Origin of the sequence: Fulvimarina fulva (assembly GCF_039652615.1) — a bacterium.
Taxonomy (GTDB): Bacteria; Pseudomonadota; Alphaproteobacteria; order Rhizobiales; family Rhizobiaceae; genus Fulvimarina.
On sequence record NZ_JBDJAC010000001.1, the window covers coordinates 85,380 to 111,448 of the forward strand.

General features: G+C 62.6%; 24 protein-coding genes and 1 other RNA gene. 18 read left to right on the forward strand and 7 right to left on the reverse strand.

All coding sequences use genetic code 11. From position 1 onward, the window contains the following. Positions 1–2,079 carry an NAD(+) synthase gene (locus ABDX79_RS00355; protein WP_346218276.1) on the reverse strand — a complete coding sequence of 693 codons (2,079 nt, stop codon included), beginning with the start codon at positions 2,077–2,079 and terminating at the stop codon, positions 1–3. A 143-nt stretch (positions 2,080–2,222) separates the two neighbouring features. Between ABDX79_RS00355 and ABDX79_RS00360 the strand changes: the two genes are divergently transcribed. Next, positions 2,223–2,678: a methyltransferase family protein gene (locus ABDX79_RS00360; RefSeq protein ID WP_346218277.1), complete on the forward strand. Its 456-nt coding sequence runs from the start codon at positions 2,223–2,225 to the stop codon at positions 2,676–2,678. Positions 2,679–2,689: 11 nt separating this feature from the next. On the opposite strand, the gene chrA is transcribed toward ABDX79_RS00360, so the two are convergent. Then, positions 2,690–3,880: a chromate efflux transporter gene (chrA, locus tag ABDX79_RS00365; RefSeq protein WP_346218278.1), complete on the reverse strand. Its 1,191-nt coding sequence runs from the start codon at positions 3,878–3,880 to the stop codon at positions 2,690–2,692. Positions 3,881–3,997: 117 nt separating this feature from the next. Next, on the reverse strand, positions 3,998–4,432 hold the full coding sequence (locus tag ABDX79_RS00370) for a DUF4112 domain-containing protein (protein WP_346218279.1): 435 nt from the start codon (positions 4,430–4,432) through the stop codon (positions 3,998–4,000). A gap of 223 nt (positions 4,433–4,655) precedes the next feature. Between ABDX79_RS00370 and ABDX79_RS00375 the strand changes: the two genes are divergently transcribed. Next, entirely contained in the window at positions 4,656–6,062 is a 1,407-nt protein-coding gene (locus tag ABDX79_RS00375) for a cation:proton antiporter (RefSeq protein ID WP_346218280.1), read from the forward strand. 92 nt (positions 6,063–6,154) lie between these two features. Here ABDX79_RS00375 and ABDX79_RS00380 read toward each other — a convergent pair whose 3' ends face one another. Further along, the gene (locus ABDX79_RS00380) at positions 6,155–6,982 is read right to left on the reverse strand and encodes a glycoside hydrolase family 25 protein (protein WP_346218281.1); all 828 of its coding nucleotides are present in this window, start codon (positions 6,980–6,982) and stop codon (positions 6,155–6,157) included. Between the two features lie 245 nt (positions 6,983–7,227). Between ABDX79_RS00380 and ABDX79_RS00385 the strand changes: the two genes are divergently transcribed. The 16 genes from ABDX79_RS00385 (at position 7,228) to murC (ending at position 23,229) form a co-directional block, all read left to right on the forward strand. Then, positions 7,228–7,941 carry a DnaJ family molecular chaperone gene (locus ABDX79_RS00385; protein ID WP_346218282.1) on the forward strand — a complete coding sequence of 238 codons (714 nt, stop codon included), beginning with the start codon at positions 7,228–7,230 and terminating at the stop codon, positions 7,939–7,941. Further along, positions 7,938–8,720, forward strand: a complete 783-nt coding sequence (locus ABDX79_RS00390) for an N-acetylmuramoyl-L-alanine amidase (RefSeq protein ID WP_346218283.1) — start codon at positions 7,938–7,940, stop codon at positions 8,718–8,720. The genes ABDX79_RS00385 and ABDX79_RS00390 overlap by 4 nt, the downstream gene beginning before the upstream one ends. A 60-nt stretch (positions 8,721–8,780) precedes the next feature. Continuing rightward, positions 8,781–9,228: RNase P RNA component class A (gene rnpB / locus ABDX79_RS00395), an RNA gene on the forward strand. Positions 9,229–9,782: 554 nt separating this feature from the next. Further along, a complete protein-coding gene (mraZ, locus tag ABDX79_RS00400; RefSeq protein ID WP_346218284.1) occupies positions 9,783–10,247 on the forward strand; it encodes a division/cell wall cluster transcriptional repressor MraZ in 465 nt (154 codons plus the stop codon). After that, entirely contained in the window at positions 10,244–11,266 is a 1,023-nt protein-coding gene (gene rsmH / locus ABDX79_RS00405; RefSeq protein ID WP_346218285.1) for a 16S rRNA (cytosine(1402)-N(4))-methyltransferase RsmH, read from the forward strand. Before mraZ ends, rsmH begins: the two co-directional genes overlap by 4 nt. Before the next feature lie 7 nt (positions 11,267–11,273). Further along, positions 11,274–11,630 carry a cell division protein FtsL gene (gene ftsL, locus ABDX79_RS00410; protein WP_346218286.1) on the forward strand — a complete coding sequence of 119 codons (357 nt, stop codon included), beginning with the start codon at positions 11,274–11,276 and terminating at the stop codon, positions 11,628–11,630. Continuing rightward, a complete protein-coding gene (locus ABDX79_RS00415) occupies positions 11,630–13,351 on the forward strand; it encodes a peptidoglycan D,D-transpeptidase FtsI family protein (RefSeq protein WP_346218287.1) in 1,722 nt (573 codons plus the stop codon). The genes ftsL and ABDX79_RS00415 overlap by 1 nt, the downstream gene beginning before the upstream one ends. A gap of 149 nt (positions 13,352–13,500) precedes the next feature. Beyond that, positions 13,501–14,952: a UDP-N-acetylmuramoyl-L-alanyl-D-glutamate--2,6-diaminopimelate ligase gene (locus ABDX79_RS00420; protein WP_346218288.1), complete on the forward strand. Its 1,452-nt coding sequence runs from the start codon at positions 13,501–13,503 to the stop codon at positions 14,950–14,952. Next, positions 14,949–16,466, forward strand: a complete 1,518-nt coding sequence (locus ABDX79_RS00425; protein WP_346218289.1) for a UDP-N-acetylmuramoylalanyl-D-glutamyl-2,6-diaminopimelate--D-alanyl-D-alanine ligase — start codon at positions 14,949–14,951, stop codon at positions 16,464–16,466. Before ABDX79_RS00420 ends, ABDX79_RS00425 begins: the two co-directional genes overlap by 4 nt. Then, a complete protein-coding gene (gene mraY, locus ABDX79_RS00430) occupies positions 16,463–17,545 on the forward strand; it encodes a phospho-N-acetylmuramoyl-pentapeptide-transferase (protein WP_346218290.1) in 1,083 nt (360 codons plus the stop codon). The genes ABDX79_RS00425 and mraY overlap by 4 nt, the downstream gene beginning before the upstream one ends. A gap of 5 nt (positions 17,546–17,550) precedes the next feature. Continuing rightward, complete coding sequence (murD, locus tag ABDX79_RS00435) at positions 17,551–18,942, forward strand: UDP-N-acetylmuramoyl-L-alanine--D-glutamate ligase (protein ID WP_346218291.1); 1,392 nt, start codon at positions 17,551–17,553, stop codon at positions 18,940–18,942. Beyond that, positions 18,939–20,096, forward strand: coding sequence for a putative lipid II flippase FtsW (ftsW, locus tag ABDX79_RS00440; RefSeq protein WP_346218292.1), 1,158 nt, complete (start codon positions 18,939–18,941; stop codon positions 20,094–20,096). Before murD ends, ftsW begins: the two co-directional genes overlap by 4 nt. Positions 20,097–20,100: 4 nt before the next feature. Next, on the forward strand, positions 20,101–20,370 hold the full coding sequence (locus ABDX79_RS00445) for an amino acid transporter (protein ID WP_346218293.1): 270 nt from the start codon (positions 20,101–20,103) through the stop codon (positions 20,368–20,370). Further along, positions 20,370–20,516, forward strand: coding sequence for a hypothetical protein (locus tag ABDX79_RS00450; protein WP_346218294.1), 147 nt, complete (start codon positions 20,370–20,372; stop codon positions 20,514–20,516). Before ABDX79_RS00445 ends, ABDX79_RS00450 begins: the two co-directional genes overlap by 1 nt. A gap of 88 nt (positions 20,517–20,604) precedes the next feature. Continuing rightward, positions 20,605–21,696, forward strand: a complete 1,092-nt coding sequence (gene murG, locus ABDX79_RS00455) for an undecaprenyldiphospho-muramoylpentapeptide beta-N-acetylglucosaminyltransferase (protein ID WP_346218295.1) — start codon at positions 20,605–20,607, stop codon at positions 21,694–21,696. Positions 21,697–21,813: 117 nt separating this feature from the next. After that, on the forward strand, positions 21,814–23,229 hold the full coding sequence (gene murC, locus ABDX79_RS00460) for a UDP-N-acetylmuramate--L-alanine ligase (RefSeq protein WP_346218296.1): 1,416 nt from the start codon (positions 21,814–21,816) through the stop codon (positions 23,227–23,229). An 84-nt stretch (positions 23,230–23,313) separates the two neighbouring features. On the opposite strand, the gene cysE is transcribed toward murC, so the two are convergent. The 3 genes from cysE to ABDX79_RS00475 all read right to left on the reverse strand — a co-directional run bounded on the left by cysE (position 23,314) and on the right by ABDX79_RS00475 (position 26,068). Then, a complete protein-coding gene (cysE, locus tag ABDX79_RS00465) occupies positions 23,314–24,132 on the reverse strand; it encodes a serine O-acetyltransferase (protein ID WP_346218297.1) in 819 nt (272 codons plus the stop codon). A gap of 170 nt (positions 24,133–24,302) precedes the next feature. After that, positions 24,303–25,136 (reverse strand): TIGR02186 family protein, encoded by an 834-nt coding sequence (locus tag ABDX79_RS00470; protein ID WP_346218298.1) that lies wholly within the window; start codon positions 25,134–25,136, stop codon positions 24,303–24,305. Further along, positions 25,133–26,068 (reverse strand): sulfite exporter TauE/SafE family protein, encoded by a 936-nt coding sequence (locus tag ABDX79_RS00475; RefSeq protein WP_346218299.1) that lies wholly within the window; start codon positions 26,066–26,068, stop codon positions 25,133–25,135. Before ABDX79_RS00475 ends, ABDX79_RS00470 begins: the two co-directional genes overlap by 4 nt. Position 26,069: the final 1 nt, after the last annotated feature.

Below are 26,069 nucleotides of genomic sequence, written 5' to 3' on the forward strand. Positions count from 1 at the left end.
CTACGCCTTACGTCCAAGGGCTTCGCGCAGTTCCGCGATCCAGAGATCGGCGCGTCCGTCAGAAGGCGCGCGCCAGTCGCCGCGCGGCGACAGGCTCCCGCCAGCCGAGACCTTCGGCCCGTTGGGCAGGGCCGAGCGCTTGAACTGGGAGGTCTGGAAGAAGCGGAACAGGAACTTCTCCAGCCAGTTCGCGATCGTATCCAGATCGTATTCGTTCTTCTTTGCCTCCGGAAAGCCGATCGGCCAGCGTCCGTCCGTGGTGGATCGCCAGGCATGATGAGCGAGGAATGCGACCTTCGACGGTGGCAGGCCGTAGCGGAGCGTGTGAAAGAGGAAGAAGTCGTTGAGCTCGTAAGGGCCGATCTTCTCTTCCGTGCTTTGAAGCCCGCCCGGCGCATCCTGCGGAACGAGCTCCGGGGAAATCTCTGTGTCGAGGATCGCGTCCAGAACGGTATCGGTCACCGGATCGAACTGGCCTGACGTGACGCACCAGCGGATGAGATACTGGATCAGCGTCTTGGGCACGCCGGTATTCACTGCATAATGGCTCATCTGATCGCCGACGCCATAGGTGCACCAGCCAAGGGCGAGCTCCGACAGATCGCCCGTGCCGATCACGAAGCCGCCGCGCTGGTTGGCAAGTCGGAAGAGATAGTCCGTCCGCAGACCCGCCTGCACATTCTCGAAGGTGATGTCGTAGACCGGCTCACCCTCGGAAAAGGGATGCCCCATATCGGCAAGAAGCTGGCGGGCGGCAGGCCGGATATCGATCTCTTCCGCCGCAATGCTCATGGCGCGCATGAGGGCCCAGGCGTTCGACTTCGTCGAATCCCCCGTCGCAAAGCCCGGCATGGTGAAGCCGAGGATGTTATCGCGCGAAATTCCCATCCGGTCGCAGGCCTTGGCGGCGACGATGAGGGCGTGGGTCGAATCGAGACCGCCGGAAATGCCGATCACCATCGTCTCGCCGGGCGTTGCCTTGTAACGGGTAATCAGCCCTTCAACCTGAATGTTGAAGGCTTCAAAGCAATCGAGATCGAGCTTGTCCGCATCGTTCGGAACAAAGGGGAAGCGACGGATGGCGCGTTTCAGATCGGTGACCGTGCCGGCGGGACGGTGATCGAAGCCGATCGTGCGGAAGCTGCGTTCCGGATGTCCGCGCTGCACGGCCGCATCCCGGAATGTGGGCATGCGCAGACGCTCCTCGCGGATGCGCCCCGTGTCGATATCGCACAAGACGAGGGCGTTCTCGTGGGAGAAGCGCTCCGATTCCGCCATGAGGTCGCCGAGCTCGTAGATGCCGCTCTGGCCGTCCCAGGCGACGTCTGTTGTGCTCTCGCCATGGCCGGCGGCCGAGTAGATATAGGCCGCTAGGCAGCGCATGGACTGCGACGCCGAGAGAAGGTCGCGGTCGCGGCTTTTGCCGATCGTGATGTTGGAGGCGGACAGGTTGCAGAGGATCGTGCCGCCGGCGAGGGCGCCGTCGATCGAAGGCGGAAACGGGCTCCAATAGTCCTCGCAGATCTCCACGTGGACGACGAAGCCGGGCATGTTCTCGGCGGCAAACAGCAGGTCCGGGCCGAAGGGAATGTCCTTGCCGCCGAGGCGGATTGTCATACTCTCGGTACCGGCCCCCGAGGCGAACCAGCGCTTTTCGTAATATTCGCGGTAATTCGGCAGATAGGTCTTCGGGACGACGCCGAGAATTTCGCCGCGATGAAGAACGACGGCCGTGTTGTAGAGGCTGCCGTTTCGCTCCAGCACCGCACCGACGAGGAGCATTGGAGCCAGATCGCGGGTCGATGCGGCGAGCGCTTCGATCTCCCGCGCTGTCCTTTCGAAGAGTGCGGTCTGAAGGTGCAGGTCGTCGTTTGCATAGCCGGAAAGGCAGAGCTCGGGATAGACGACGAGATCGGCGCCGGCCTCAGTGGCTTCCCGCGCCTGCGCCAGAATTGCCTTTGCATTATAGGCGGGGTCGGCATTGCGAACGGTCGGCGTTGCGGCCGCCACGCGCACGAAACCGTGGCTATGGATATCGAAAAAGGCACCTGGAACGGCGCTGGTCTGCATTTCGGTCATGCCTGCCGGCCGAGCCCCCGCGAATTGGATCATCGCAGCGGATATAGCAGTACCAATGCAAATCTGCGAAGGCAGGAGCGGTTGTGTTCACGCGAAACTCTGTCAGCCTTAACGGGCATGGCAGCGGCAAGGGGCGATTTCACATGGCGATGCGCGACAAGTTTCCCGATCTTCCGCCAATCTGGGCGACCGGCTTCTTCGCCGCCGAATGGGTGGCGGCAACCATTCTCCCGGTCGTCAGTTTCGGCGCACCGGTAACGGCCGCGTTCGGTGCTGTCTTCGCCGTCGCCGGCTTCGTGATCGCCATCTGGGCGGCAGTCTGGTTCGGGCGGAAAAAGACCGGGATCGAGCCGGGCGATAAACCGACCGCGCTGATCGTGGAGGGGCCTTTCCGGATCAATCGCAACCCGATCTATACGGGCATGGCCCTCGTGCTCCTTGGTGTCGCACTCTGGCTCGGGGCGCTGAGTTCAGTGCTGATCGCGCTGGCCTTCCCGTTCGTGATCACGGCGCGCTTCATCCGCGACGAGGAAGCAGGGCTGCGTAAGGCATTTGGCGCAGAGGCGGAGCGGTATTTCGCGAAAACGCGGCGCTGGTAATCGGCAAATCGCTAGAGAACGAGCGGGCCGCCGATTGCGCCAAGGGCAACGACCAGAATCGGCGGCGTCTTCCAGACATTGAGAAGGACGAAGAGGAAGGCCGCGAGCGCGAAGCTCGGCAGGTCCAGAATGGCGCTCGTGAAGACCGGATCGTACAGGGCTGCCGCCAGGATGCCGACGACGGCGGCGTTTGCCCCGGAAAGCGCCGAGCGCAACCGCGGCGAAGCGGAGATCTCGTGCCAGAACGGCAAAACGCCGATCAGCAGCATTATGCCAGGCAGAAAGATCGCGGCAAGCGCAAGAAGGCCCCAAAGGAGACCGCCGGCCTCAGTGCCGAGAAAGGCCGCGAATGTGAAGAGCGGGCCCGGCACGGCCTGTGCTGCGCCATAGCCGGCAAGGAAAGCGTCTTCGGAGATATAGCCCGGCGCGACGGTTTCCGCGCTTAGAAGCGGCAGCACCACATGCCCCCCGCCGAAGACAAGCGCTCCGGCGCGATAGATGCCGGCGAGAAAATCGACGAGCGGACCGATCCCGGTAGCGAAAAGCGTTGCGCTGAGAAGCGCGGCGAAGAACCCCAGCGATGTGAGGGCAACGGTTTTTGGGAGCCGGATCGGCGGCAGCCCGACCTCTGCCTGTTTGTCGTTGGAAAGTGCGATGACACCGGCGATACCGCCGGCGAGGATCGCAACGATCTGTCCGCTTGCGCCGGGCAGAAGCGCGAGAAGGGCGATTGCGAGAACGGCGATAGTGGCGCGTCTAGGTTCGGGCGTCAGGGTTTTCGCCATGCCGAGGAGCGCATGGGCAACGACAGCGACCGCTGTGATCTTCAGCCCGCCGATGATGTCGGCGCCGAACCCGTCGCTCACCATGCCGACGCCGAGGGCAAAGAGCATCAGCGCGAGGGCGGAGGGGAGGGTGAACGCGCACCAGGCAAGAAGCGCGCCCAAAAAACCGCCCCGCGAAAGGCCGATGGCGAAGCCCACCTGGCTCGAAGCGGGGCCGGGGAGAAACTGGCAAAGCGCCAGAAGATCGGCAAAGGCGGCGTCCGTCAGCCATTTGCGCCGGGTGACGAACTCTTCGCGAAAATAGCCGATATGGGCGATCGGTCCCCCAAAGGCGGTGAAGCCGAGCTTGCCGAAGGCGGAGACGATCTCACCATAGGCGCCGGCATCGTCGTTTCGAGGGTCGGCCCGGTCGGTCACGCGCGCTCCAGATCGAGACAGGGGTGCGCTTCTAGCCCGGACTTGATGTCAGGCGCGCATTCGAGTCCGGCTCATGCCATCTGAAGATGACGGGTTCGCGACAGTTCGCAAAGTGCCTCAGCGTCGGCCGGAGCTCTTCGGCGTCACGTCTTTCATCTCACGTCCTTCGCGGACCTCCTCATGCAGATGACCCTCGCCGAAATGCTCGCTGATAATCGCGAAGTTGCGGCGATGCGCCTTGAAGGCGACATCGAAGATATCGCCGACGACAGGCACCGTACCGACCGCGGCGTCGACGACCAGATTGCCGACCATCTTTCTCAGCTTGTGGCCCGGCATGCCGAGGCGTCGGGCCTCGTTGACGCTCCAGAGGCCGACAAGTGCCCCGCCCGCGTCGCCGATACCTGGGACCAGCCCCACGATGGAGTCGCCGCCAAAGCGGATGCCGGTGCCGGGGATACGGATCGCCGTGTCCATCAGGCGCGCCACCTTGCCGAGCCTTTTCAATCGGCGGATGCGATCTGGATCGTAGACGTGGTCGGCCTGTGTCATTCCCGTGCTTGCCTCGCAAAACTGTGATCGGGCCTGGATATGGGGATGTTTCATTGCTTCTCCAAGCGGTTACCCAAACTGGTGCCCGGTATTCTTCATCGCGATTCGAGCCGCGTCGTCGCCTTCGATGCGGGCGGGCCCGGGGAAATTTGGGCCACGTCTTTCTTTGGCCGAGCGGAGCGGCGATGTTGGCGAATCGGCGTGGAGGGAGACGATCGGCAGAATGGAACTTGCAGCGGATCAAGCCCATGGGACGGGATTGACGGAGATTGCCTTCGTCATCGTGATGGCTGTCTCGGTCGGCATGCTTCTCATGCGGCTCAAGCAGCCGCCACTTGTCGGGTTCATTCTGGCGGGAGCATTGCTTGGGCCATCCGGGCTCGGATTCATTTCCACTTCCAACGAAAACATCACCATGCTCGCAGAGATGGGCGTGTTGATGCTTCTGTTCTTCATCGGCATGGAGCTGTCGCTGAAGGCGTTCGTTGCGTCGCTGAAGCCTGCGGTGCTGATCGCCGGCGGTCAGCTCCTCGCCGCGATGGCGATCTCCTTCGGCCTGATGGCCATCTCGAACGCGACCCTCTCCGAGGCGATCATTCTCGGCTTCATCATCGCACTGTCGTCGACGGTGGTGGCGATGAAGATGCTGGAAGATATCGGCGAGTTGCGCTCCGAACCGGGGCGGATTGCCGTCGCCGTGCTTATCGCGCAGGATCTTGCCGTCGTCCCGATGCTGATCATCGCGACATCCCTTGGGGGCGAAGGGCTGGACGCTGCGGGCTGGATCGGCCTGACGATCAAGATTTCCATTTCGGTCGCCGTGCTCGTCTGGCTTCTCTGGTATCTCGGGAACCGGCCCAAGCTGAAACCGGCGTTTGCCGGCGCGGTGGAAAAGAATGTCGAAATGCTGGCGCTGGGCGCGCTGGCCTTCTGCTTCGGGGCGGCGGCGATCTCGGGCTTTGCGGGCCTGTCGCCTGCCTACGGCGCGTTCATTGCAGGTCTCGTGGTGGGAGCCTCCACCTTGCGCTCGCCGATCATCCACGTGGTGGAGCCGATCCAGGCGATCCTGCTCGTCGTCTTCTTCCTCTCGATCGGACTTCTGATCGACATCCAGTATATCATTCGCGAATGGGTGCTTGTGCTGGTCGCCAGCGTCTTCGTGATCATCGCCAAGACGGGCTGGAACATCGTGTTGATCCGGCTCGCGGGCCTGCCTCACAAGACGGCCATGGAAGCCGGCCTGTCTATGGCGCAGATCGGTGAGTTTTCCTTCGTCCTGGCTGCCGCCGCTTTCGCCTCGCAGGCGATCGGCTCGGATGTCTACCGGCTGGCGCTCGCCGTGACGGCGGTGTCGCTGCTCGTCTCGCCAGCCTGGATGGCGCTGATGGGGATCATCGAGGGCGAGGCTCGGTTCGGCTATGTGGAGTTCAAGCGGGCCCTCGCCGAACTCTATGAGGATCAGGTGGAAAATGTCGAAGACGCCGGACTCGCGATCCGCGTGCGCCGGCGCGCCCTTCGCCGGGCCTTCAATCGGCGAAGGCAGGCAAAGATCGAGGCGAAGCGCGCAAAATCTGCCGTTAAGTTCGATGCGGAGCCGGGCAACCGCGATAAAGGCTTTCCGGCAGAGTAAATACCCTGCGTTTTTTAAACATGAAAAAGGCGCTCGGGCAGACAGTGCCCAAGCGCCTCGATTTCATGTCAGCGGATAATTCGATTACGGGATCAGGCGCCGGTGTGATGGCGCTTCCATCGCTCCCAGTCTGCCCGCGTGCCGGCGAAGGCATTCTTGTCGACGCCGCCGCGAATACCCGGAACCGTGCCGCTCTCGGTGTACTGCCAGAAGCGGAATTTGCGGCGTTCGTAGACATTGTCCGGATGGTCGGCGACCGCGCGCGCCCAGATTTCGTGGGAGTTCGTCGCATCGACCCAGCGATCGCGATGGACGTCGATCGGGATGTAGAGGACGGGGCGCTGGCCGTAATGGGCTTCCAGCTTGTTCGCCATCGCCATCACTTCGCGGATGAGATGCTCGCGCTCCGGGCGTTTGGTGCAGGTCGGCGAGAACGGCGTCCATTCGACGTCGATGACGGGCGGCAGGGCCGAAGCGTCCTTTGGTACGTTGCGGATAAACCAGTCGGCCTGCTCGACGCCCGGCCGGCAGTGATACCAGAAGTGATATGCCCCGCGCGGAACGCCCGCTCGCTTGGCCTCGCGCCAGTTTTCGAGGAACCGGTCGTCGAGGATGTCGCCGCCTTCGGTCGATTTCAGATAGGCGAATTCGATGCCGCCGTTGCGCACGGCGTTCCAGTCGATCCTGCCCTGGTATTTCGAGACATCGATGCCGTGGACCGGGTAGTCGGACGGCTTTTCACCCTTGAACTCGCTTAGCTGGATTCCGGGATAGCCAAGTCCCAGGGACTGGGTGCTGAGCGGCGTCGAGGGGCTGCACGCCGACAGGCCGAGCGCCATGGCGCAGCCGATCAGCATCGCTCCGAACTTCGTCGTTGTCCGGTGTCCGCCTGAACCGCCGGCTCTCGTCGTCGCGCGCATGTCGTTCCCCAAAAAATCTTCCCCTGCGTTCAGCGTCGTTCGGAAAAAGGCGAAATTATTGCAATCGGGCCGGCATCTCACTTGACGCTGACGCGAGACTGTCGAATTCGACGGGCTGCAACATGAAGGACACACCGGTGCGCGTTAACGAATTGAATATCGCTCCCGGCGGTGAATCTATATGTTGAAAGAGTGGGACCCGTGACCAATTCCCGACCGAACGGACGTGAAGGGCCGACCGCGCTATGAGCATCTTTTCCCGGTTGAGTGAACTCCTGCAATACCTCAGGACGTCCGGGCGCACGACGATCGACGCGATCATGGAGGCCTTGCGCACCGCATGGGGCGGCGATGCGGTAACGCGCCAGAGGGTTGCGTTCTCTGTCGCGATCATCGCGCTTTCGGCGAAGATGGCGAAGGCCGACGGGGTCGTGACCATGGACGAGGTCAAGGCCTTTCAGGAGATTCTGGAAATCCCGCCGGAAGAGACGCGCAATGTCTTCCGGCTCTACGACATCGCCAAGCAGGATACGGCCGGTTACGAGCACTATGCCAGCCGGTTGCGTGAGTTCTGTTCCGGCGGCTCGTCCGAATGTCCCCTGATGACGGACGTTCTCGACGGCCTGTTCCACATCGCCAAGGCGGACGGGCTGATTCATGAGCGCGAGCTCGAGTTCCTTGCCGATGTCGCGCGGATCTTCGGTCTTTCAGAAAAGAGCTTCGAGCGGATCAAGCTGCGGCATGTGGAGGGACCGAACGATCCTTATGCCGTTCTTGGCATCGACCCCGACAGCAGCAGGCAGGAAACCCGCAAACGCTATCTGTCGCTTGTGCGTGAGAACCACCCCGACCAGCTGCAGGCGCGGGGTGTTCCCGAAGAATTCCTGTTCATCGCCACCGAACGGATGAAGGCGATCAACACGGCTTATGAGCAGATTGCAGGAAAGAGTGCCGCGTGACACCCGATAGCCATCTCGTGGGAGAGCTGAGGCCCTCGCCGAACTTCAACGCGCGCAAGAATGGATGCGAGCCGACGATCCTCCTGCTTCATTATACGGGGATGGGGACGGGCGATCAGGCGCTCGACTGGCTTTGCAATCCGGAAAGCAACGTTTCGGCCCATTATCTCGTCCACGAGGACGGAACGGTCGTTCAGCTCGTCGCGGAGGCGAGCCGCGCCTGGCATGCGGGCGAGGGAAGCTGGCGGGGCCAGGGCGATGTCAACTCTTCCTCCATCGGGATCGAAATCGTCAATGGCGGGCATTGGGGCGAGCTCCCGCCCTATCCGGACGAACAGATGGCCGTGGTCGTCGATCTCTGCCGGGAGATCGTCGCACGCCATGCCATTTTGCCTGAGTTCGTGCTCGCCCATTCCGATATCGCGCCCGCTCGCAAGGAAGACCCAGGCGAGCATTTTCCCTGGGAGCGGCTTCATGCCGCCGGGATCGGACACCGTGTCGAGCCGTCGCCGTTGAGGGGCGGGCGGTATTTCGGACCGGGCGATCGGGGGGAGCCGGTTTCGGCCTTTCAGGCGATGCTGGCTGCCTATGGCTATGGCGTGCCGATCGACGGCGCCTTCGGCGAGGTGACCCGGCTCGCGACCATCGCCTTCCAACGGCATTTTCGGCCCGAGCGGGTCGACGGTATCGCCGATATCTCGACGATCGAAACCCTTCACCGCCTGATCGGGTCTCTGGAGCGTTCCCCCTTCGCGCAGGGAAATGCCGCAACCGCCTGAACGGCGACGGGCTCCATTCCCGTTTGACATCCAAACCGGCAGACGGCACATGCCACTCTGTCAGCCGGCCGGGCGGCCGCTCTCGTCACATGCCGAAAGGCGGCGGGAGAGGAAAGTCCGGGCTCCACGGAGAAACGGTGCCGGATAACGTCCGGCGAGGGTAACCTCAGGGATAGCGCCACAGAAAACAGACCGCCCCGCCTGCAGTCCGGTCCACACCCATGGGAAGCCATGGGTCGGAGATGGACCGGAGTGCTGGCGGGGTAAGGGTGAAACGGTGGAGTAAGAGCCCACCGCGTCTTCGGTAACGAAGGCGGCACGGCAAGCCCCGCCGGGAGCAAGACCGAATAGGGACGGCGCGGATGGCATTCGCCATCCATCCTCTCCGGGACAGCCGTCCGGGTGGGTTGCTCGAGGCGTTCCGCAAGGAGCGTCCCAGAGGAATGGTCGCCACGCAGGCTGTTCGCAGCCCTGCGTACAGAACCCGGCTTACAGGCCGGCTGACGCCTGGAGCTCTAGCTTCTCCATTTGAAGACATCGTCTTCCGAAGGGCGGAACAGGTCTGCGTCTGCTCCTTCCGGCGCGCGCAAGAGGTGAGTCTGCGGGCCGAATTTGCCTGAAGCTCAGAATCGTCACGAAAATTTATTTGTCAGCCAAACCTTCTTTGGGCGAACGGACGTGAGAGCCCTCTGCGCGGGCATTCGCGACGATCTTGGGAAGGCACCACTTTATCTCTGGGTTTTTGTGGGCCGGTAGGATTTCGTCAATCTTAACGGTGCCTTAACCGTTCATTCGGCATGGTGGCGGAAGCCTGCGCGAAGCCGGCTCGGTCTTCCTCTCTCCATTGACGCCCATGGGGGCCCATGATATCCCCTAAGTCATCTTCCGAAGGGTCATCGGGACCCATTTTCGAGCATTCCGAAGACGCAGAAATCGCACTGCGTCCAAGTCGGTGCCGCGTAGTCGCGCGCATCGCTGGAGAGGCTGTGTCTTGCATCTGGGTCAAGTCAGAGGGGGCAATGATGAGCGCCGGGCCGCGAAGGCAGCGAGCGGCCTGGCCTGATGAATCGGTTTCTTTCCCACTACACGCACAGCGTCGATGCCAAGGGGCGCATTTCGGTGCCGGCAGCCTATCGGCAGGTGCTCGCCTCGCGAGGCATTCGCGACCTGTTCTCGATGCGGGATCTCTATCTGCCGGTGATGAATGTCGGTGGACCGGAACTGATGAGTCACTTCGAAGCGAAGATGGAGACTCTGGACCCATTTTCACAGGAATATCAAGAACTTGCCATCCTTGCTTATGGCGATGGAACCTATCTCAAGACCGACGCCGAGGGACGCATCGTGATCAACGATCTCATTCGCGACCATACCGGGATCACCGATCGGGCGACCTTCGTGGGTGTCGGCAAGATGTTTCAGCTGTGGCGCCCAGAGGACTTCGAGGAGAAGATCGCGGCGCTGCGCGAACGACAATCCAGGCCGAGAACGGCCGGTACGGGGTCGGCGGGAACGACGGAACGATGACGGGTCATGGTGAGTGCGAAAGCGCGACCATTGGCGGACCGACCCCTCACGTTCCCGTCCTTCTCGCCGAAGTCATCGAGGCGCTTGCGCCGAAGGGCGGCGAGGTGATCGTCGACGGGACCTTCGGAGCTGGCGGCTATACGCGGGCCATACTGCGCGAGGGCGCCGATGTGATCGCCATCGACCGCGATCCAACGGCGATCAGCACGGCGAAGGTGCTTGCCGCAGAAGTCGATGGCAAGCTGACGCCGGTTTCCGGACGGTTCGGCGAGATGGGCGCGCTGCTAGCCGATCGGGCGGGCGAGATCGACGGTATCGTTCTCGATATCGGCGTCTCCTCCATGCAGATCGACGAGGCCGACCGGGGCTTTTCCTTTCAGAAGGACGGGCCGCTGGATATGCGCATGGGAAATCATGGGCCGACGGCGGCGGATGTGGTGAACGCCCTCTCTGTCGGCGATCTTGCGCGCATCTTCAACTTTCTCGGTGACGAGCGTCATGCAGGGCGTGCTGCCCGTGCCATCGTCGCGCGCCGCGCGGAAGCGCCCTTCACGCGGACCCTCGATCTTGCCGGCGTCATCGGCAAGGCGGTGGGGCGCGGCAAGAAGGACAAGATCGATCCGGCCACCCGCTGCTTTCAGGCACTCCGCATTTTCGTCAACGACGAGCTGGGCGAACTCGCTCGCGCGCTGGTCGCCGCCGAACGCCTGTTGAAGCCCGGTGGCCGTCTCGTGGTCGTCTCGTTTCATTCGCTCGAGGACCGGATCGTCAAGCGCTTTTTCCTGGACCGAGCCGGCAGCCAGGGCGGTTCGCGCCACCTGCCGGATGTGATGCCGGAAGAGCCGACCTTTTCGGCGCGCAACAAGGCCATAGCGGCCAGCGAGGGGGAGGCTGCGCAAAACCCGCGCGCCCGCTCCGCCAAGCTGCGCTCCGGCACCAGGCTTCAGGCCGAACCGCGCGGCGGCGACACTCTCGCCTTCGCTTCATTGCCCGATCTTGTAGACCTGTCGAGGATTTGACCCGATCATGATGAGAACCCTGGACATTCTTTCGATCATCGCGCTCATCGGCGCCGCGTCCTGGACCTTCCAGGTCAAGCACGACGCCGATCTGGTCGAGACCGAGATCCGCAAGGTGGAACGCAAGATCTCCTCCGAGAAGGAGACGATCGCTATTCTTTCCGCCGACTGGACGCTGCTCAACCAGCCGGGCCGTCTCCAGACCCTGAGCGAGACATATGCCGAGGATCTGAAGCTCGCCGAGTTGCGCCCGGACCAGATCGTTGCCGAACACCAGCTGCCGGCGCCGCCTGAGCCGAAGGAGCTTACGATCGAGGATATCGAAGCCGAGCTCGTCGCCTCGAACGACAGGGCGCTCCGCTAATGGCCGGCAAGAGATTCCTGATTCCCGATCTCGTCGCGCGAAAGCAGCAGACACCGGCGACACCAAGCAAGCGGATCGACAAGACACCTGGCAATCAGAGCCGCTTCGTCATCGCGATCATGCTCTTTGTCTGCGTCTATGTCGCAATCGGCGCAAGACTCGTGACCTGGGGAACGGTACCCAACGAGCGGATCACCGCTTTCCGGGCGGCGGACCAGATCATGGCGTCGCGTCCCGATCTCGTCGATCGCAACGGTCAGGTTCTGGCGACGGACATCAAGGTCGCCTCGCTGTTCGCCGAGCCTAAGAAGATCGTCGACGCCAACGAGGCGAGCGAGCTGCTTTTGTCGGTTCTGCCCGATCTCGATCCGAAATGGCTCTTCAACAACCTGTCGAGCGATGCCGGCTTTCTATGGTTGCGCCGCGAGCTGACGCCAAGTCAGCAGCAGGCGATCCTCGACCTTGGCGTTCCGGGTATCGGCTTTCGCACCGAGAAAAAGCGTTTCTATCCCGGCGGCTCGACCGCCGGCTTCGTGACCGGCCATGTCAATGTCGACAATCAGGGCATTGCCGGCATGGAGAAATATCTGGACGATCAGGGCTATCTCGCGCTGCAGAATTCCGGCCTGGCGATCAATGCCGAAATGGAACCGGTCGCGCTTTCGATCGATCTGCGCGTGCAGCACATCCTGCGCGACGAACTTGCCGCGGCGATGAAGCGCTATCGCTCGATCGCAGCCGGCGGTGTCGTCCTCGACGTGAAGACCGGCGAGATCGTCGCAATGACGTCGCTGCCGGACTACGATCCGAACCAGCCCAAGCAGGCTCTTGAAAAGGACCGTATGAACCGGACCTCGGCCGGCCTCTTCGAGATGGGCTCGACCTTCAAGACCTTCACCAGCGCGATGGCTCTGGACTCGGGCAAGGTCACTCTCAATTCGCGCTTCGACGCCTCGAAGCCGATCCATATCGGCGGCTTCCGGATCTCGGACTTTCACGGGAAGAAGCGTGTACTGACCACCGAGGAAGTCTTTATCTATTCCTCCAATATCGGGTCTGCCAAAGAGGCCGAGGTCGTGGGCATCGAGGGCCATCAGGAATTCCTGACGCGCCTTGGTCTTCTGACAAAGCTCGATACCGAACTGCCGGAGATCGCGACCCCCACCCAGCCGAAGGAGTGGAAGCAGGTCAATTCGATCACGATTTCCTACGGCCACGGCGTGTCGACGACCCCGCTCCAGACGGCGGTTGCGGCGGCTGCCCTCGTCAATGGCGGCATTTATATACCGCCGACCTTCATGCCCCGCAGTGAGGAAGATGCCCAGGCAATCGGCAAACGCGTCGTCTCTGAGAAGACGAGCGACGACATGCGCCATCTTTTCCGCCTCAATGTCGCGGATCAGCGCGGCTCGGGGAACTATGCGGATATCGATGGGTATGCGGTGGGCGGCAAGACCGGAACGGCGAACAAGGTGGTGAACGGCCGCTACTCGAATACCAAGAAATTCAACGCGTTCCTGTCGGCCTTCCCGATGGATGATCCGCGCTACGTGGTTCTCGTCTTCATCGACGAGCCTCAGCCGGAGCCGGGCAAGTACTATGCAACGGCCGGCATGAACGCCGCACCGACGGTCGGCAATGTCATCCGCCGGGCGGCTGCGCTCCTCAAGGTGAAGCCCAATCTGGGTGATACCGGCGAGACACTGCTCGTTTCCTACTGACATTGAGCCGGGGCGGGATTGATTTCTCGCCCTATTCCCGCCGCGCGAGTTTGAAATCCCGGTTCGCGCAACGCGAATGTTGGATCAATAAGCTCGGTGGGTGTGCGACGACGCCGGCCGGCGAACTCGCAAACCGGAACTGATGACGCATGAATCTCGCAAGCCTTGCAGATGGTATCGCCCGCGCGCCGGACGGATCCGACAGGATCGAAATCTCCGGTCTGACACTGGACTCCCGTGCGGTGAAACAAGGCTACCTCTTCATCGCCATTCCCGGCGCCAAGGCGGATGGAACGCGCTTCGCGGGGGATGCAAGGCAGAATGGCGCGGCCGCGATTCTTGCCGGATCTGAAGCGACCGTCGAGACTGATCTTCCTGTGCTTCGGGCTGACAATCCGAGGCTTGCCGCCGCAAAGCTGGCGGCGCGTTTTTACCGAAAGCAGCCCGGGACAATCGTCGCCGTGACCGGCACGGCCGGCAAGACTTCAATTGCATCCTTCCTGCGTCAGATCTGGTCCGCATCAGGGCTCAAGGCGGCATCGATCGGCACGACGGGGGTCGTCTCGCCGAGCCGCAACGATTACGGGACGCTGACCACGCCGGACCCCGTGGCGCTCGCCGAGCTTCTGGCAAGCCTCGAAGGCGAGGGCGTGACCCACGCCTCGATGGAGGCCTCCAGTCACGGGATCGACCAGTACCGGCTGGATGGCGTCCGGCTTTCCGCGGCCGGTTTCACGAATCTCGGCCACGACCACCTCGACTATCATCCCGATCTCGAAAGCTATTTCACGGCGAAGATGGGGCTCTTCACGCGGCTTCTTCCAAAGGGCGCGCCGGCCGTCATCAATACCGATGACCAGTGGTCCGGGCGCGCCATCGAAGTTGCGACCGGCGTTGGTTGCGATGTGCGCACCGTCGGGCGGAACGGGTCGCTTTTGGCGCTCAAGCGTCTCGAACACGAGCGTGAACGGCAGGTCGCCGAGGTCAAGACGCTGGATGGCATCGAGCGGGTGGTTCTTCCGCTCGCCGGTGAATTCCAGATGTCGAATGCCCTCGTTGCTGCTGGTCTCGCGATCGTCACGGGAACGCCCGCCAAGGAGGCGCTTCAGGCGCTGGAGACCCTGAAAGGCGCGTCCGGCCGCCTCGAAAAGGCAGGCATGACGGCCGATGGCGTGCCGGTTTTCGTCGATTACGCCCACAAGCCTGAGGCACTCGAACACGTGCTGCGCGCCGTCCGGCCCTTCACCACCGGCAGGGTCATCGTCGTGATGGGATGTGGCGGTGACCGGGACAAGGCCAAACGACCGATGATGGGCGCGATCGCGGACCGGCTAGCCGACGTCGTCATCGTGACCGACGACAATCCGCGCAGCGAAGACCCTGCAGTGATCCGGTCCGAGATCATGGCCGCCGCTGGCAAAGCGCGCGAGATCGCTGACCGGCGCGAGGCGATCGGGGCGGCGATCGGCGATGCGCGCATGGGCGACACCGTCATCATTGCGGGGAAGGGGCACGAGACCGGCCAGATGATCGCCGGCGTGAACCATCCCTTCAGCGACCATGAAGAAGTGCGACGCGCGATCACGGAGACCAAGGCGTGACCGATTTTCTCTGGGAAACCGGTGTTCTCATCGAAGCCATGCGGGCAAGACCGGTCGGCATGGGCCTGCCAGCCGGCATCAAGGGCATTTCCATCGACAGCCGAACGGTTGAGGAGGGGGATGCTTTCTTCGCGATCGCCGGCGACCGTTTCGATGGCCACGACTTTCTGACGAATGCCCATCGCGCGGGCGCGGCGCTCCATGTCGTCTCGGAAAAGCGGCTCCCCGCCCTTGGCCGATTGCAGGCGCCGATGCTCGTCGTCGATGATGTTCTGGCGGCGCTCGGACGTCTGGCGGAAGCGGCAAGGGCGCGCTCAAAAGCGAAGATCATCGCCGTCACCGGAAGTGTCGGCAAGACGACGACCAAGGAAGCGTTGCGGCAGGGACTTTCGGCTTGCGGTTCGGTGCATGCGAGTGTCGCCTCCTTCAACAATCACTGGGGCGTGCCGCTCAGCCTGGCGCGTCTGCCGGCGGAAAGCCGGTTCGCCGTCTTCGAGATCGGCATGAATCATCCAGGGGAGATCCGGCCGCTGGTCAAGCTCGTCCGGCCCCATGCGGCGATGATCACGCTGATCGCGGCTGCCCATCTCGGCCATTTCCGCGACCTCGATGAAATCGCCGATGCCAAGGCGGAGATTTTCGAAGGCCTCGTTCCGGACGGGACGGCGATCGTGAACGCGGACGACGACAAATGCATGCGGCTGGCTGCAGCGGCGAAGGCGGCGGGCGTGACGAAGGTGCTCACCTTCGGGGAAGCCAAGGGCGCCGACTTCCGCATGACCGAATACGACCCCGACGCCGAAGGGGCCGCGCTGATCGCCGATATCGCCGGCGAAGAGGTTTACGTGCGCCTTTCGATGCCCGGCAAGCACTTCGCGCAGAACACGCTGTGTGTGCTCGGCGCCGCTCATGTGGTCGGCGCGGACGTTGCCACGGTCGCCGATGCGCTCGGAGAATGGCGGGCGATGAAGGGGCGTGGCGAGCGTTTCGAGCTGCCGATGCCATCAGGCGGCGAGATTACCCTTTTCGACGACAGCTATAACGCCAATCCGGCATCGATGCGCGCGGCGATCGCGACGCTCGCAAACGCCAAGCTTGGCGAGAACGGTCGGAGGATCGCCGTTCTCGGCGACATGAAGGAGCTTGGCGGCCACAGCGCCTCGCTTCATGCCGAACTGGCCGATCCGCTGAAAAGCGCCAGGATCGACCGTGTTCTTCTGGTGGGCGAGGAAATCAGGCCGCTTGCCGAGGCGCTCGCCGAAGACGCGATCGAATGCTCGATGCATGAAAGCCCGGCCGCGGCTGAAGAGCAGCTGCTCGCCGATATGCGGGCTGGCGACGTCATCATGGTCAAGGCGTCCCGCAGCATCGGTCTTGAAAAGGTCGTGGCGGGTCTGACCGATCGCTATCCGCCGAAGCCCCAGCTTGACGCGGACGGCATGACGGGTGAAACGCGTGCCATGTCGGACGAGAGACCGGCGAGAGACTTCGTACCGGAGACCCCGTCTCAATGATTGCCTATCTCGGACAGTTCGCCGATCAGATCGCGATCTTCAACGTCTTCCGTTACATCACCTTCCGAACCGGCGCGGCGATGATCTTCGGATTCATCACCGTCTTCCTGTTCGGTCCGGCGATCATCTCGGCGCTGCGCCTGCGGCAGGGCAAGGGACAGCCGATCCGCGCGGACGGCCCCCAGACCCATTTCAAGAAGGCCGGCACGCCCACAATGGGCGGGTTGATGATCCTTTCGGGTGTCCTCGTCTCGACGCTGCTCTGGGCCGATCTCACCAATATCTATGTATGGACGGTGCTTCTCGTCACGGTCGGCTTCGGCGCGATCGGCTTTTATGACGACTATCTCAAAGTGACGAAGCAGAGCGACAAGGGCTTTTCGGGCAAGTCCCGCCTGGCGCTCGAGTTTCTCATCGCGGCGGTGGCGGTGCTTCTGGTGGTCTTGAAGACCGAAGGACCATTCGGCACCTCGCTGGCGTTTCCGTTCGTGAAGGAACTCCTGTTCAACCTCGGCTGGTTCTATGTGGGCTTTGCTGCCTTCGTCATCGTGGGGGCGGCGAATGCCGTGAACCTCACCGACGGGCTGGACGGGTTGGCGATCGTGCCGATCATGATCGCCGTCGCCGCGCTCGGCCTGATCGCCTATCTCGCCGGCAACGTGAACTTCTCGAACTATCTGCAGATCCACTACGTCGTCGGCACCGGCGAACTCGCGCCCGTTTGCGGCGCGGTAATCGGCGCCGGTCTCGGATTTCTCTGGTTCAACGCGCCACCTGCCGCGATCTTCATGGGTGATACCGGTTCCCTCGCCCTTGGCGGCATGACGGGCGCGGTTGCCGTTGCGACCAAGCACGAGATCGTTCTTGCGATCATCGGCGGTCTCTTCGTGATCGAGGCGCTATCGGTGATCATCCAGGTGGGCTGGTTCAAACTGACCGGCAAGCGCGTGTTCCTGATGGCGCCCATCCACCACCATTTCGAGAAGCTCGGATGGACCGAGAGCCAGGTCGTGATCCGGTTCTGGATCATCGCATTCATGCTGGCCTTCGTCGGCCTTTCGACGCTCAAGCTGCGCTGACGCCCATGAAGATCGACAGCTTTGCCGGAAAACGCGTCGCTCTGTTCGGGCTTGGGGGCTCGGGACTGGCAACGGCTGCCGCGCTGATCGAGGGCGGGGTCGATCTCATCGCATTCGACGACAACCCGGAGAGCGTCGAGAAGGCGAATAGCCGGGGCATCCCGACGCGGAACCTGCACGATGTCGAATGGGACGGTCTCGCCGCGTTCGTACTTGCGCCCGGTGTTCCGCTGACCCATCCAAAGCCCCATTGGACGGTTGACCTCGCCAATGCCGCCGCCGTGCCGATCATCGGTGACATCGAGATCTTCGGCCGCGAACGCGCGATGAAGGCGTCAGGCGCTCCCTTCGTCGCAATCACGGGTACCAACGGCAAGTCGACGACGACGGCGCTCATTGCCCACTGCCTGAAAGCTTCGGGGCGCGACACGCAGCTCGGCGGCAATATCGGCGTCCCGGTCCTGACCCTTGAGGAGCCGGCTGCGGGCCGTCACTACATCGTCGAATGCTCGTCCTATCAGATCGATCTCGCTCCGGGGCTGAACCCGAGCGTCGGTATGCTTCTCAATCTCACCGCCGACCATCTCGACCGGCATGGCACGATCGAACATTACGCCTCGGTGAAGGAGCGTCTGGTGACAGGCTCCGACCGCGCCGTCGTCGGTATCGACGACCGATGGTGCCGGACCATCGCGGATCGCCTCGAAGCGGGCGGCCGGACGGTGGCGCGCATCAGTGGTCAGGGCAGTGTTTCACAAGGTGTCGGCTTTGAGGATGGTGTCGTCATGCGGCGCATGGCCGATTACCCGGTCACGGACTTCGATCTTCAGGGGATCGGCTCGCTGCGCGGGCGGCACAATGGCCAGAACGCGGCGGCAGCCGTGGCGGCGCTGACCCTTTGCGGCCTCGAAGATGCAGAAATCCTCAGCGGTCTGAAGACGTTTCCCGGCCTTGCCCATCGCATGGAAGAGGTCGGCCGGATCGGAGAAACGCTTTTCATCAACGATTCCAAGGCGACGAACGCAGATGCCGCCGCGACCGCGCTTGCTTCGTTCGAGCGGATCTACTGGATTGCCGGCGGCCTTCCGAAAGAGGGCGGGATTACCGAGCTTTCCCGTTTCTTTCCGAAGATCGTGAAGGCTTATCTCATCGGCGAAGCGGCACCGGCTTTTGCCGCGACCCTTGGCGAGGCGGTGCCTTACGAGATCTCCGCAACGCTCGATAAGGCTGTCGCAAGCGCGGCCCGAGACAGCGCAGAGGACGAAAAATCCGCTGCCGTGCTGTTATCCCCGGCCTGCGCCAGCTTCGACCAGTATCGTAATTTTGAGGTGCGAGGGGACGCGTTTCGCGATTTTGTGCGCGCCCTTAGCGGAATCGAGGTCGAGGCAGGGCGATGAACGAATCTGGCAGCATGTTCGTCAAGGTATCGGACTGGTGGCGCGGCCTCGATCACTGGCTGCTCGGAGCCTTCACGATCCTGCTCGTCGGCGGCGCGGTGCTCTCCTTTGCCGCCAGCCCGCCGGTGGCGGAGCGGATCGGCCTGCAGCCCTTCCACTTCGTCGAACGCCATCTGTTCTTTCTGATTCCGTCGGCCTTCGTACTCTTCGGGGCCTCGCTCCTGACGCCGCGGGGCGTGCGCCGGGCCGCGCTGATCATCCTGGCGGTTTCGCTGGTTGCAATGGTCCTGACGCTCTTCATCGGCAGCGAAATCAAGGGCGCGCGCCGGTGGCTCGATTTCGGTCCGATCAGTCTCCAGCCGTCCGAATTCATGAAGCCGGCCTTCGTGGTCGTCTGCGCCTTCTTCTTTGCGGAAAATGCGCGGCGCACGGAAATTCCCGGCAATCTCTGCGCCCTGGTGCTGCTCCTGATCACGGTTGCGCTGCTTGTCGCGCAGCCGGACCTTGGTCAGACGATGCTCGTTGCTGCGACCTGGGGCGGCCTGTTCTTCATGGCCGGCATGCCCTGGCTCTGGATTGCCGTTCTTGCGGCGGTCGGCCTCACCGGCGCTTTCTTCGCCTACGAAGTGTTCGATCACGTGGCGAGCCGCATCGACCGCTTTCTCACCGGTGAAGGCGACACCTATCAGACCGATACGGCGCGCGAGGCAATCCTCAACGGCGGCTGGTTCGGCCAGGGTCCCGGCGAGGGCACCGTCAAACGGCTCCTGCCGGACAGCCATACCGACTTCGCCTTCGCCGTGATCGCAGAAGAATTCGGCATCATCACCTGCATGATCCTCGCGCTCCTCTTCGCCTTCATCGTGATGCGGGGCCTTTCCGTGGCGCTCGCCCAGCGAGATCCGTTCGTGCGCTTGTCGATATCCGGTCTGGTGTTCGTGTTCGGCCTTCAGTCGATCATCAACATGGCGGTGAACCTGCAGCTGATGCCCGCCAAGGGCATGACGCTGCCCTTCATCTCCTATGGCGGCTCCTCGATGATCGCGATTTCGATCAGCGCCGGATTCGTGCTCGCCCTGACCCGGCGACGGGCGGAAAATCGCTCCTATACCGACCGGCTGATGGAGAGGACCGCGCTCGTCCACGGCGTTTGAACCGATGGGCGAAGGCGAGAGTCCGAAAGATGAGCGCGAGGCACTCGCCGCGGTCAAAACGGAAGGCGAACGCGAACAGATCAAGCTTCAGGCTGCGTATTTCAACGGGATCGCAATCGGGCTCTTCGTTGTCGGCGGACTGACGATTCCGACCTCCATCCTTCTCAGCGGAAACGGGGCGACGATCGGAGCGGCGATTATTTCGATCCTTTGCTTTCTGGCGAGTCCGGCCTTACATTTTGTGGCGAAGCGGTCCTTAAAGGAACTTGACTGATGAGCACGCTGGAAATCGTCTTGTTCGGATCGATAACGCCCATCGCCGCGCTGCTGATCGCGTGGTGGGTGTTCGACGATGCCAAGAAAATCACCGCGCAAGCAAATGCTCGAGCCGCGCGCGAGCGCGACCGCGACGGCCGGTAAGCCCGTCTTCACCATCCTTCGGCATCTTGCCCTGCCAACGGCTTCGTTCATCGCAAAGCCGACATGATCGCGCGATAGCGGGAGTGGCATGAGCACCATACTTCTTTCCGCCGGGGGAACCGGCGGCCATCTGTTTCCCGCCGAAGCACTCGCCCACGAATTGATCGCGCGCGGGCACACCGTCCATCTTGCCACGGACGACCGGGCGGGACGCTTCACGCAGACCTTTCCGGGCGAGGCGGTTCACACCATCCGCTCGGCGACGTTCGCTTCGAGGAACCCGGTCTCGATGGCGAAGACGCTCTGGACCCTCTGGCAGGGCTTTCGGCAGGCCGGTGCCCTGGTGCGCCGCATTCGTCCCGACGTGGTGATCGGCTTCGGTGGCTATCCGACTGTGCCGCCTCTGATGGCGGCTACCCGCTCCGGGCGCCCGACGATCATCCACGAGCAGAACGCCGTCATGGGCCGCGCGAACAAGTTTCTCGCCAACCGGGTGGACATGATTGCGGCCGGTATTCCGCAGTCAAACGCCGATGAACGGATCGCCCAGAAACTTGTCGTGACCGGCAACCCCGTGCGTCAGCCGGTACTGAAGGCTGCCGAGACGCCCTACGAGCCGTCCCGTTCCGATGGACCATTTCGCCTCGTCGTCTTCGGCGGAAGCCAGGGCGCGCAGTTCTTCTCCGAGGTTCTGCCCAAGGCGGTCGAGCAACTGCCGGAGGCGTTGAAGAAGCGGTTGAAGATCACGCAGCAGGCCCGCGAGAAGGACGCCGGTGAGGTCGAGGCCTTCTATCAGTCTGCCGGGATCGATGCCGAGGTGTCGATGTTCTTTACCGACATGGCGGCGCGGCTCGGCAATGCGCATCTTGTCGTCAGCCGGTCGGGCGCTTCGACCGTCTCGGAGATCGCAGTGATCGGCCGCCCGGCGGTGCTCGTCCCTTACCCTTATGCGCTCGATCACGATCAGGCGGCGAATGCGGCACGGCTTGAAGCCGAGGACGGCGCGTTGGTGGTGCGCCAGGAAAACCTGACGCCCGAAAAGCTTGCGGGCATCGTCACCGATCTCGCAGACAATCCCGATCGCGCCGCAGCCATGGCGGCGGCGGCCAAGCGAACCGGCGTTGCGAACGCGGCCAGCTTGCTTGCCGATCTCGTTGAGTCTATGCCGCGAGACGCTTGAACCAGCCTCAATTTACACCCAGCGATTTGCCGGCGTACCGTTTGTAAAACCGTGCGAGAGAGATAAGTCGTTTGGGGTCCGGCTCACGCCGGCCAGGATCGAACAGGAGACGCCCTCATGAAAATGCCGCCCAATATCGGCCCGGTCCACTTCATCGGGATCGGCGGCATCGGAATGAGTGGTATCGCCGAGGTGCTCGTCAATCTCGGTTATACCGTGCAGGGCTCCGATCAGGCCGAGAACGCCAATGTGACGCGCTTGCGCGAGAAGGGCGTGACGGTTTCGATCGGCCACCGGGCGGAGAACCTGGGCGATGCCGAGGTCGTCGTGGTTTCGACGGCGATCAAGCGCACCAATCCCGAACTTGCGGCAGCGCGCGAGCGTCTGTTGCCGATCGTCCGGCGCGCCGAGATGCTGGCCGAGCTGATGCGGTTCCGCCAGGCGATCGCAATCGGCGGCACCCACGGCAAGACGACGACGACCTCCATGGTCGCCACGCTGCTCGATGCCGGCGGCCTCGATCCGACGGTGGTCAATGGCGGCATCATCAACGCCTATGGTACGAACGCACGCATGGGCGACGGCGACTGGATGGTCGTCGAGGCCGACGAGTCCGACGGCACATTCCTGAAGCTGCCAGCCGATGTGGCTGTCGTCACCAATATCGATCCGGAACATCTCGATCATTACGGCACCTTCGAGAAGGTGAAGGAGGCGTTCCGCTCCTTCGTCGAGAATGTGCCTTTCTACGGCTTTGCCGTGATGTGCATCGATCATCCGGTGGTGCAGAGCGTGGTGTCGGAAATCGAGGATCGCCGCGTCATCACCTATGGGGAAAACCCGCAGGCGGACGTGCGGTTTGAAAATGTCTCGTTCGAGCCGGGCAAGTCGCACTTCTCCGTCACCGTGCGTGACCGGGTGAAGGGCACGGAGACCCATCTCGGTGAACTGACCCTGCCGATGCCGGGCAAGCACAATGTATCGAACGCGACGGCGGCGATCGCGGTTGCGGACCGGCTTGGTCTGACGCCGGAAGATATCCAGAAGGGGCTCGCGGCCTTCGAGGGCGTGAAGCGCCGCTTTACGCTGACCGGTGTCGTCGACGGCATATCGGTCTACGACGATTACGGTCACCACCCGGTGGAAATCCGCTCGGTGCTCGCGGCGGCGCGCGCGTCCGCAAACGGCCGGGTCATCGCGGTCGTCCAGCCCCATCGTTATTCGCGGTTGCAGGCTTTGTTTCCCGACTTCGCCTCCTGCTTCAACGATGCCGATACGGTGGTTCTCGCCCCGGTCTATGCGGCGGGTGAAGAGCCGATCGAGTTCGCCAATTCCGAGATGCTGGTCGAACGGATCAAGCTTGGAGGACATCGCGACGCACGGCTGATCGACGGCCCGGACGAATTGCCGACGCTGGTCGATCAGATCGCCGAAGAGGGTGACATGGTCATCCTGCTTGGCGCGGGTTCGATCACCCAGTGGGCCTATGCCCTGCCGAAACAGCTTGCGGACATTCGGGGTAAGCCGGCCTGATCGAGACGCTCTTCGAAACCAACGTCAAACAGTATGAAGCAGCCCGGATCGGCCGGGCTGCTTCAGAAAATCAGTGCGCGGGTATCAACGCTCTATGCCCTGGTCCATGACGCGGGCCGGCGGCTCGCAGCCCTTTCGCACGACAACGACACGGGCAGGCACACCCGCGACTGTCGAATATTGCGGCACATCCTTGAGAACGACCGATCCGGCCGCGATCTTCGAACAATCGCCGATCTTGATATTGCCGAGGATCTTCGCGCCAGCGCCGATCAGGACGCCCTTGCCGACCTTCGGATGGCGATCGCCATCGCCCTTGCCGGTCCCGCCAAGCGTCACTTCCTGAAGGATGGAGACATCGTCCGCGACGACCGCGGTCTCTCCGACGACGATTCCCGTCGAGTGGTCGAGGAAGATGCCGCGTCCGAACTGCGCGCAAGGGTTGATGTCGACTTGGAAAACCGAGGACGAGCGCGATTGCAGGAAAAGCGCGAAGTCGCGGCGGTCCTGCTTCCACAGCCAGTTCGCCAGACGATGGGTCTGCAGGGCGTGGAAGCCTTTGAAATAAAGCAGCGGCTCGATATAGCGCTCGCAGGCGGCGTCGCGATCAAGCACGGCCTGTATGTCCGTCCTGATGATCTCCGAGAGCTCACGGTCGTCGTCGAACATCTGCTCGAACGCCTGGGTGATCATGTAGGCGGGAACGTCGCCATGATCCATCCGCTGCGCGATGCGGTGGGCAAGCGCGGCCTCGAAAGAGTTCTGGTTCAGGATGGTCGCATAGACGAAGCCGGCCAGCGTCGGCTCAGCCTTGGCCATCGCCGACGCTTCGTCGCGAAGGGTGTTCCAGATCGGGTCGACGTCGCGGACCGCTGTCAGCGTCGACGCGTTGCGCTGAGCCATGAGTATAGCCTCTGTTCGGAGTTCCGGCACTGTGTCGGACTTCACCATAACGACTGTACCGGTCAAGATAGTGACAATCGCCAAGCGGTCCAATCTCGCGCGTTCAAAACTGCGAGTGGGATTAACGAAACGGCCTGGCGGACAAATCTGCCGTGTATTATCGCTTCGGGTCAGTCGCGCTTGAACATAACGCGACCGATCCAGCCCGTGACGATTGCGACGAAAACTGCGAACAGACCGAATATCAGGCCATGATTGCTCGAAAAAGCATCGATCCGAGCCTGAAAACCTACCTTTATGACATTGAGCGTTCGAGAGGTCTGGCGAATGACCTTGCCCTCGCGGAACAGATAGGCGCGGGCGGTATACTGGCCAACGGTCAGATCCGCGGGGAGGCGAAGATCGGCGCGAAAGAGGCTCGGACCCAGGAACGTCACGCCGCCGATCGATTCGGTGTAAAGTCCGCGTTCCGTCTTGATCTCGCGCAGCGCCTCCTCGAACCGCTGTTTGGGCTGATATTGCGGCCGTTCCTCTCCGAGTTTCGGTGGAGCTCCACCAAGGCGCAAAGTGGAAACGCCGAGACTGAGACGCTCGCGGACCTCCAGCGGCGCAATGTCCCGCAGGGGCCGGGTCGATGCCAGGGAATAGGTCGCCGGAGCTGACGAGATGGTTTCGGAGGCGCGATTGATCCAGATACCGAAGAAACGGCCCTTTTCGCGGACCACGATGGACTCGCGCGGGCCGAAGAGCACAACGACGATATCATAGCGTTGTTGCCGGCGAATGCGGTCGTCGGCATTGTCGACAGCGCCGAAAATCGTGAGATCCTCGCCGTTGAATTCCGAGGTGATGCCAATCGTCGAGGAAGAGAGGCCTATCTCGAAGCTTTCGGGTGGCTCCTGCGTGGCCTGCTGCGCCTGGGGTTGGCCGACGAAGATGCCGGCTGTCAGGAAGAAAACGAGAGCTGCGAAAGCGGTTCTGACGATTGTGAGACGCCGCTTCATTCCATCTTCCCCGTCGGGGTGGCGAGCGAATAAAGCGAGTCGGGCGTCAGGACCAGCTCGACGCCCAGTCTCACCCCAACAGCAAGGACGAGCAGAGCCAGCAGCGCGCGCAGCTGGTCGCCGCGCAACTTGCGGCCGGCCTCGGCGCCGAACTGGGCGCCGACCACTCCGCCGATCATCAGGAGGAAGGCAAGCACGATGTCGATCGTATGGTTGGTTGCTGCCTGCAGGACGGTCGTCACGGCGGCTGTGAACATGATCTGATAAAGGGAGGTGCCGATGACGACATTTGTCGGAACGCGCAGCAGGTAGATCATGGCCGGCACCATCACGAAGCCGCCGCCGACACCCATGATGGCGGCGAGAATGCCGATGAAGAAGCCCAGACCGATGACGGGTATGACCGAGATATACAGCCGGGATCTCGGAAAGCGCATCTTGAGGGGAAGGCCGAGAATCCAGCTGTGCTGGCCGGGGCGGCGCGAATCGGTCGCACCCGCCCCGCCGCGACGGCTTTTCAGCATGGAACGGACGCTTTCATTGAGCATCAGCCCGCCAATGCTGCCGAGAAAGACCACGTAGAGCAGCGATACTGCGAGATCGAGTTGGCCCAGAGACCTCAGGAGCCCGAACAGCCAGACACCCGCGATCGACCCGATGGCCCCTCCCAAGAGCAGCATCGTCCCCAGCTTGATGTCGACGGTGCCTCGCTTGTAGTGGGCAAGAGCGCCGGAAAATGAGGAGGCGACGACCTGATTGGCGCCGGTGGCGACAGCAATGGCAGGTGGAATACTGTAAAAGATCAGGAGCGGCGTGATGAGGAAGCCGCCCCCGACCCCGAACAATCCCGACAGGAACCCAACCGCCATGCCCATGCCGACGATGACGAACAGGTTGACCGAAATTTCCGCGATCGGCAGGTGAAGGAACACG

Coding starts and splice junctions, on each gene's coding strand:
- ABDX79_RS00355 (WP_346218276.1), bottom strand. CDS start 2,079: ATGACCGAAATGCAGACCAGCGCCGTTCCAGGTGCCTTTTTCGATATC.
- ABDX79_RS00360 (WP_346218277.1), top strand. CDS start 2,223: ATGGCGATGCGCGACAAGTTTCCCGATCTTCCGCCAATCTGGGCGACC.
- ABDX79_RS00370 (WP_346218279.1), bottom strand. CDS start 4,432: ATGACACAGGCCGACCACGTCTACGATCCAGATCGCATCCGCCGATTG.
- ABDX79_RS00375 (WP_346218280.1), top strand. CDS start 4,656: ATGGAACTTGCAGCGGATCAAGCCCATGGGACGGGATTGACGGAGATT.
- ABDX79_RS00380 (WP_346218281.1), bottom strand. CDS start 6,982: ATGCGCGCGACGACGAGAGCCGGCGGTTCAGGCGGACACCGGACAACG.
- ABDX79_RS00385 (WP_346218282.1), top strand. CDS start 7,228: ATGAGCATCTTTTCCCGGTTGAGTGAACTCCTGCAATACCTCAGGACG.
- mraZ (WP_346218284.1), top strand. CDS start 9,783: ATGAATCGGTTTCTTTCCCACTACACGCACAGCGTCGATGCCAAGGGG.
- rsmH (WP_346218285.1), top strand. CDS start 10,244: ATGACGGGTCATGGTGAGTGCGAAAGCGCGACCATTGGCGGACCGACC.
- ftsL (WP_346218286.1), top strand. CDS start 11,274: ATGATGAGAACCCTGGACATTCTTTCGATCATCGCGCTCATCGGCGCC.
- ABDX79_RS00415 (WP_346218287.1), top strand. CDS start 11,630: ATGGCCGGCAAGAGATTCCTGATTCCCGATCTCGTCGCGCGAAAGCAG.
- ABDX79_RS00420 (WP_346218288.1), top strand. CDS start 13,501: ATGAATCTCGCAAGCCTTGCAGATGGTATCGCCCGCGCGCCGGACGGA.
- mraY (WP_346218290.1), top strand. CDS start 16,463: ATGATTGCCTATCTCGGACAGTTCGCCGATCAGATCGCGATCTTCAAC.
- murD (WP_346218291.1), top strand. CDS start 17,551: ATGAAGATCGACAGCTTTGCCGGAAAACGCGTCGCTCTGTTCGGGCTT.
- ftsW (WP_346218292.1), top strand. CDS start 18,939: ATGAACGAATCTGGCAGCATGTTCGTCAAGGTATCGGACTGGTGGCGC.
- ABDX79_RS00445 (WP_346218293.1), top strand. CDS start 20,101: ATGGGCGAAGGCGAGAGTCCGAAAGATGAGCGCGAGGCACTCGCCGCG.
- ABDX79_RS00450 (WP_346218294.1), top strand. CDS start 20,370: ATGAGCACGCTGGAAATCGTCTTGTTCGGATCGATAACGCCCATCGCC.
- murG (WP_346218295.1), top strand. CDS start 20,605: ATGAGCACCATACTTCTTTCCGCCGGGGGAACCGGCGGCCATCTGTTT.
- murC (WP_346218296.1), top strand. CDS start 21,814: ATGAAAATGCCGCCCAATATCGGCCCGGTCCACTTCATCGGGATCGGC.
- cysE (WP_346218297.1), bottom strand. CDS start 24,132: ATGGCTCAGCGCAACGCGTCGACGCTGACAGCGGTCCGCGACGTCGAC.
- ABDX79_RS00470 (WP_346218298.1), bottom strand. CDS start 25,136: ATGAAGCGGCGTCTCACAATCGTCAGAACCGCTTTCGCAGCTCTCGTT.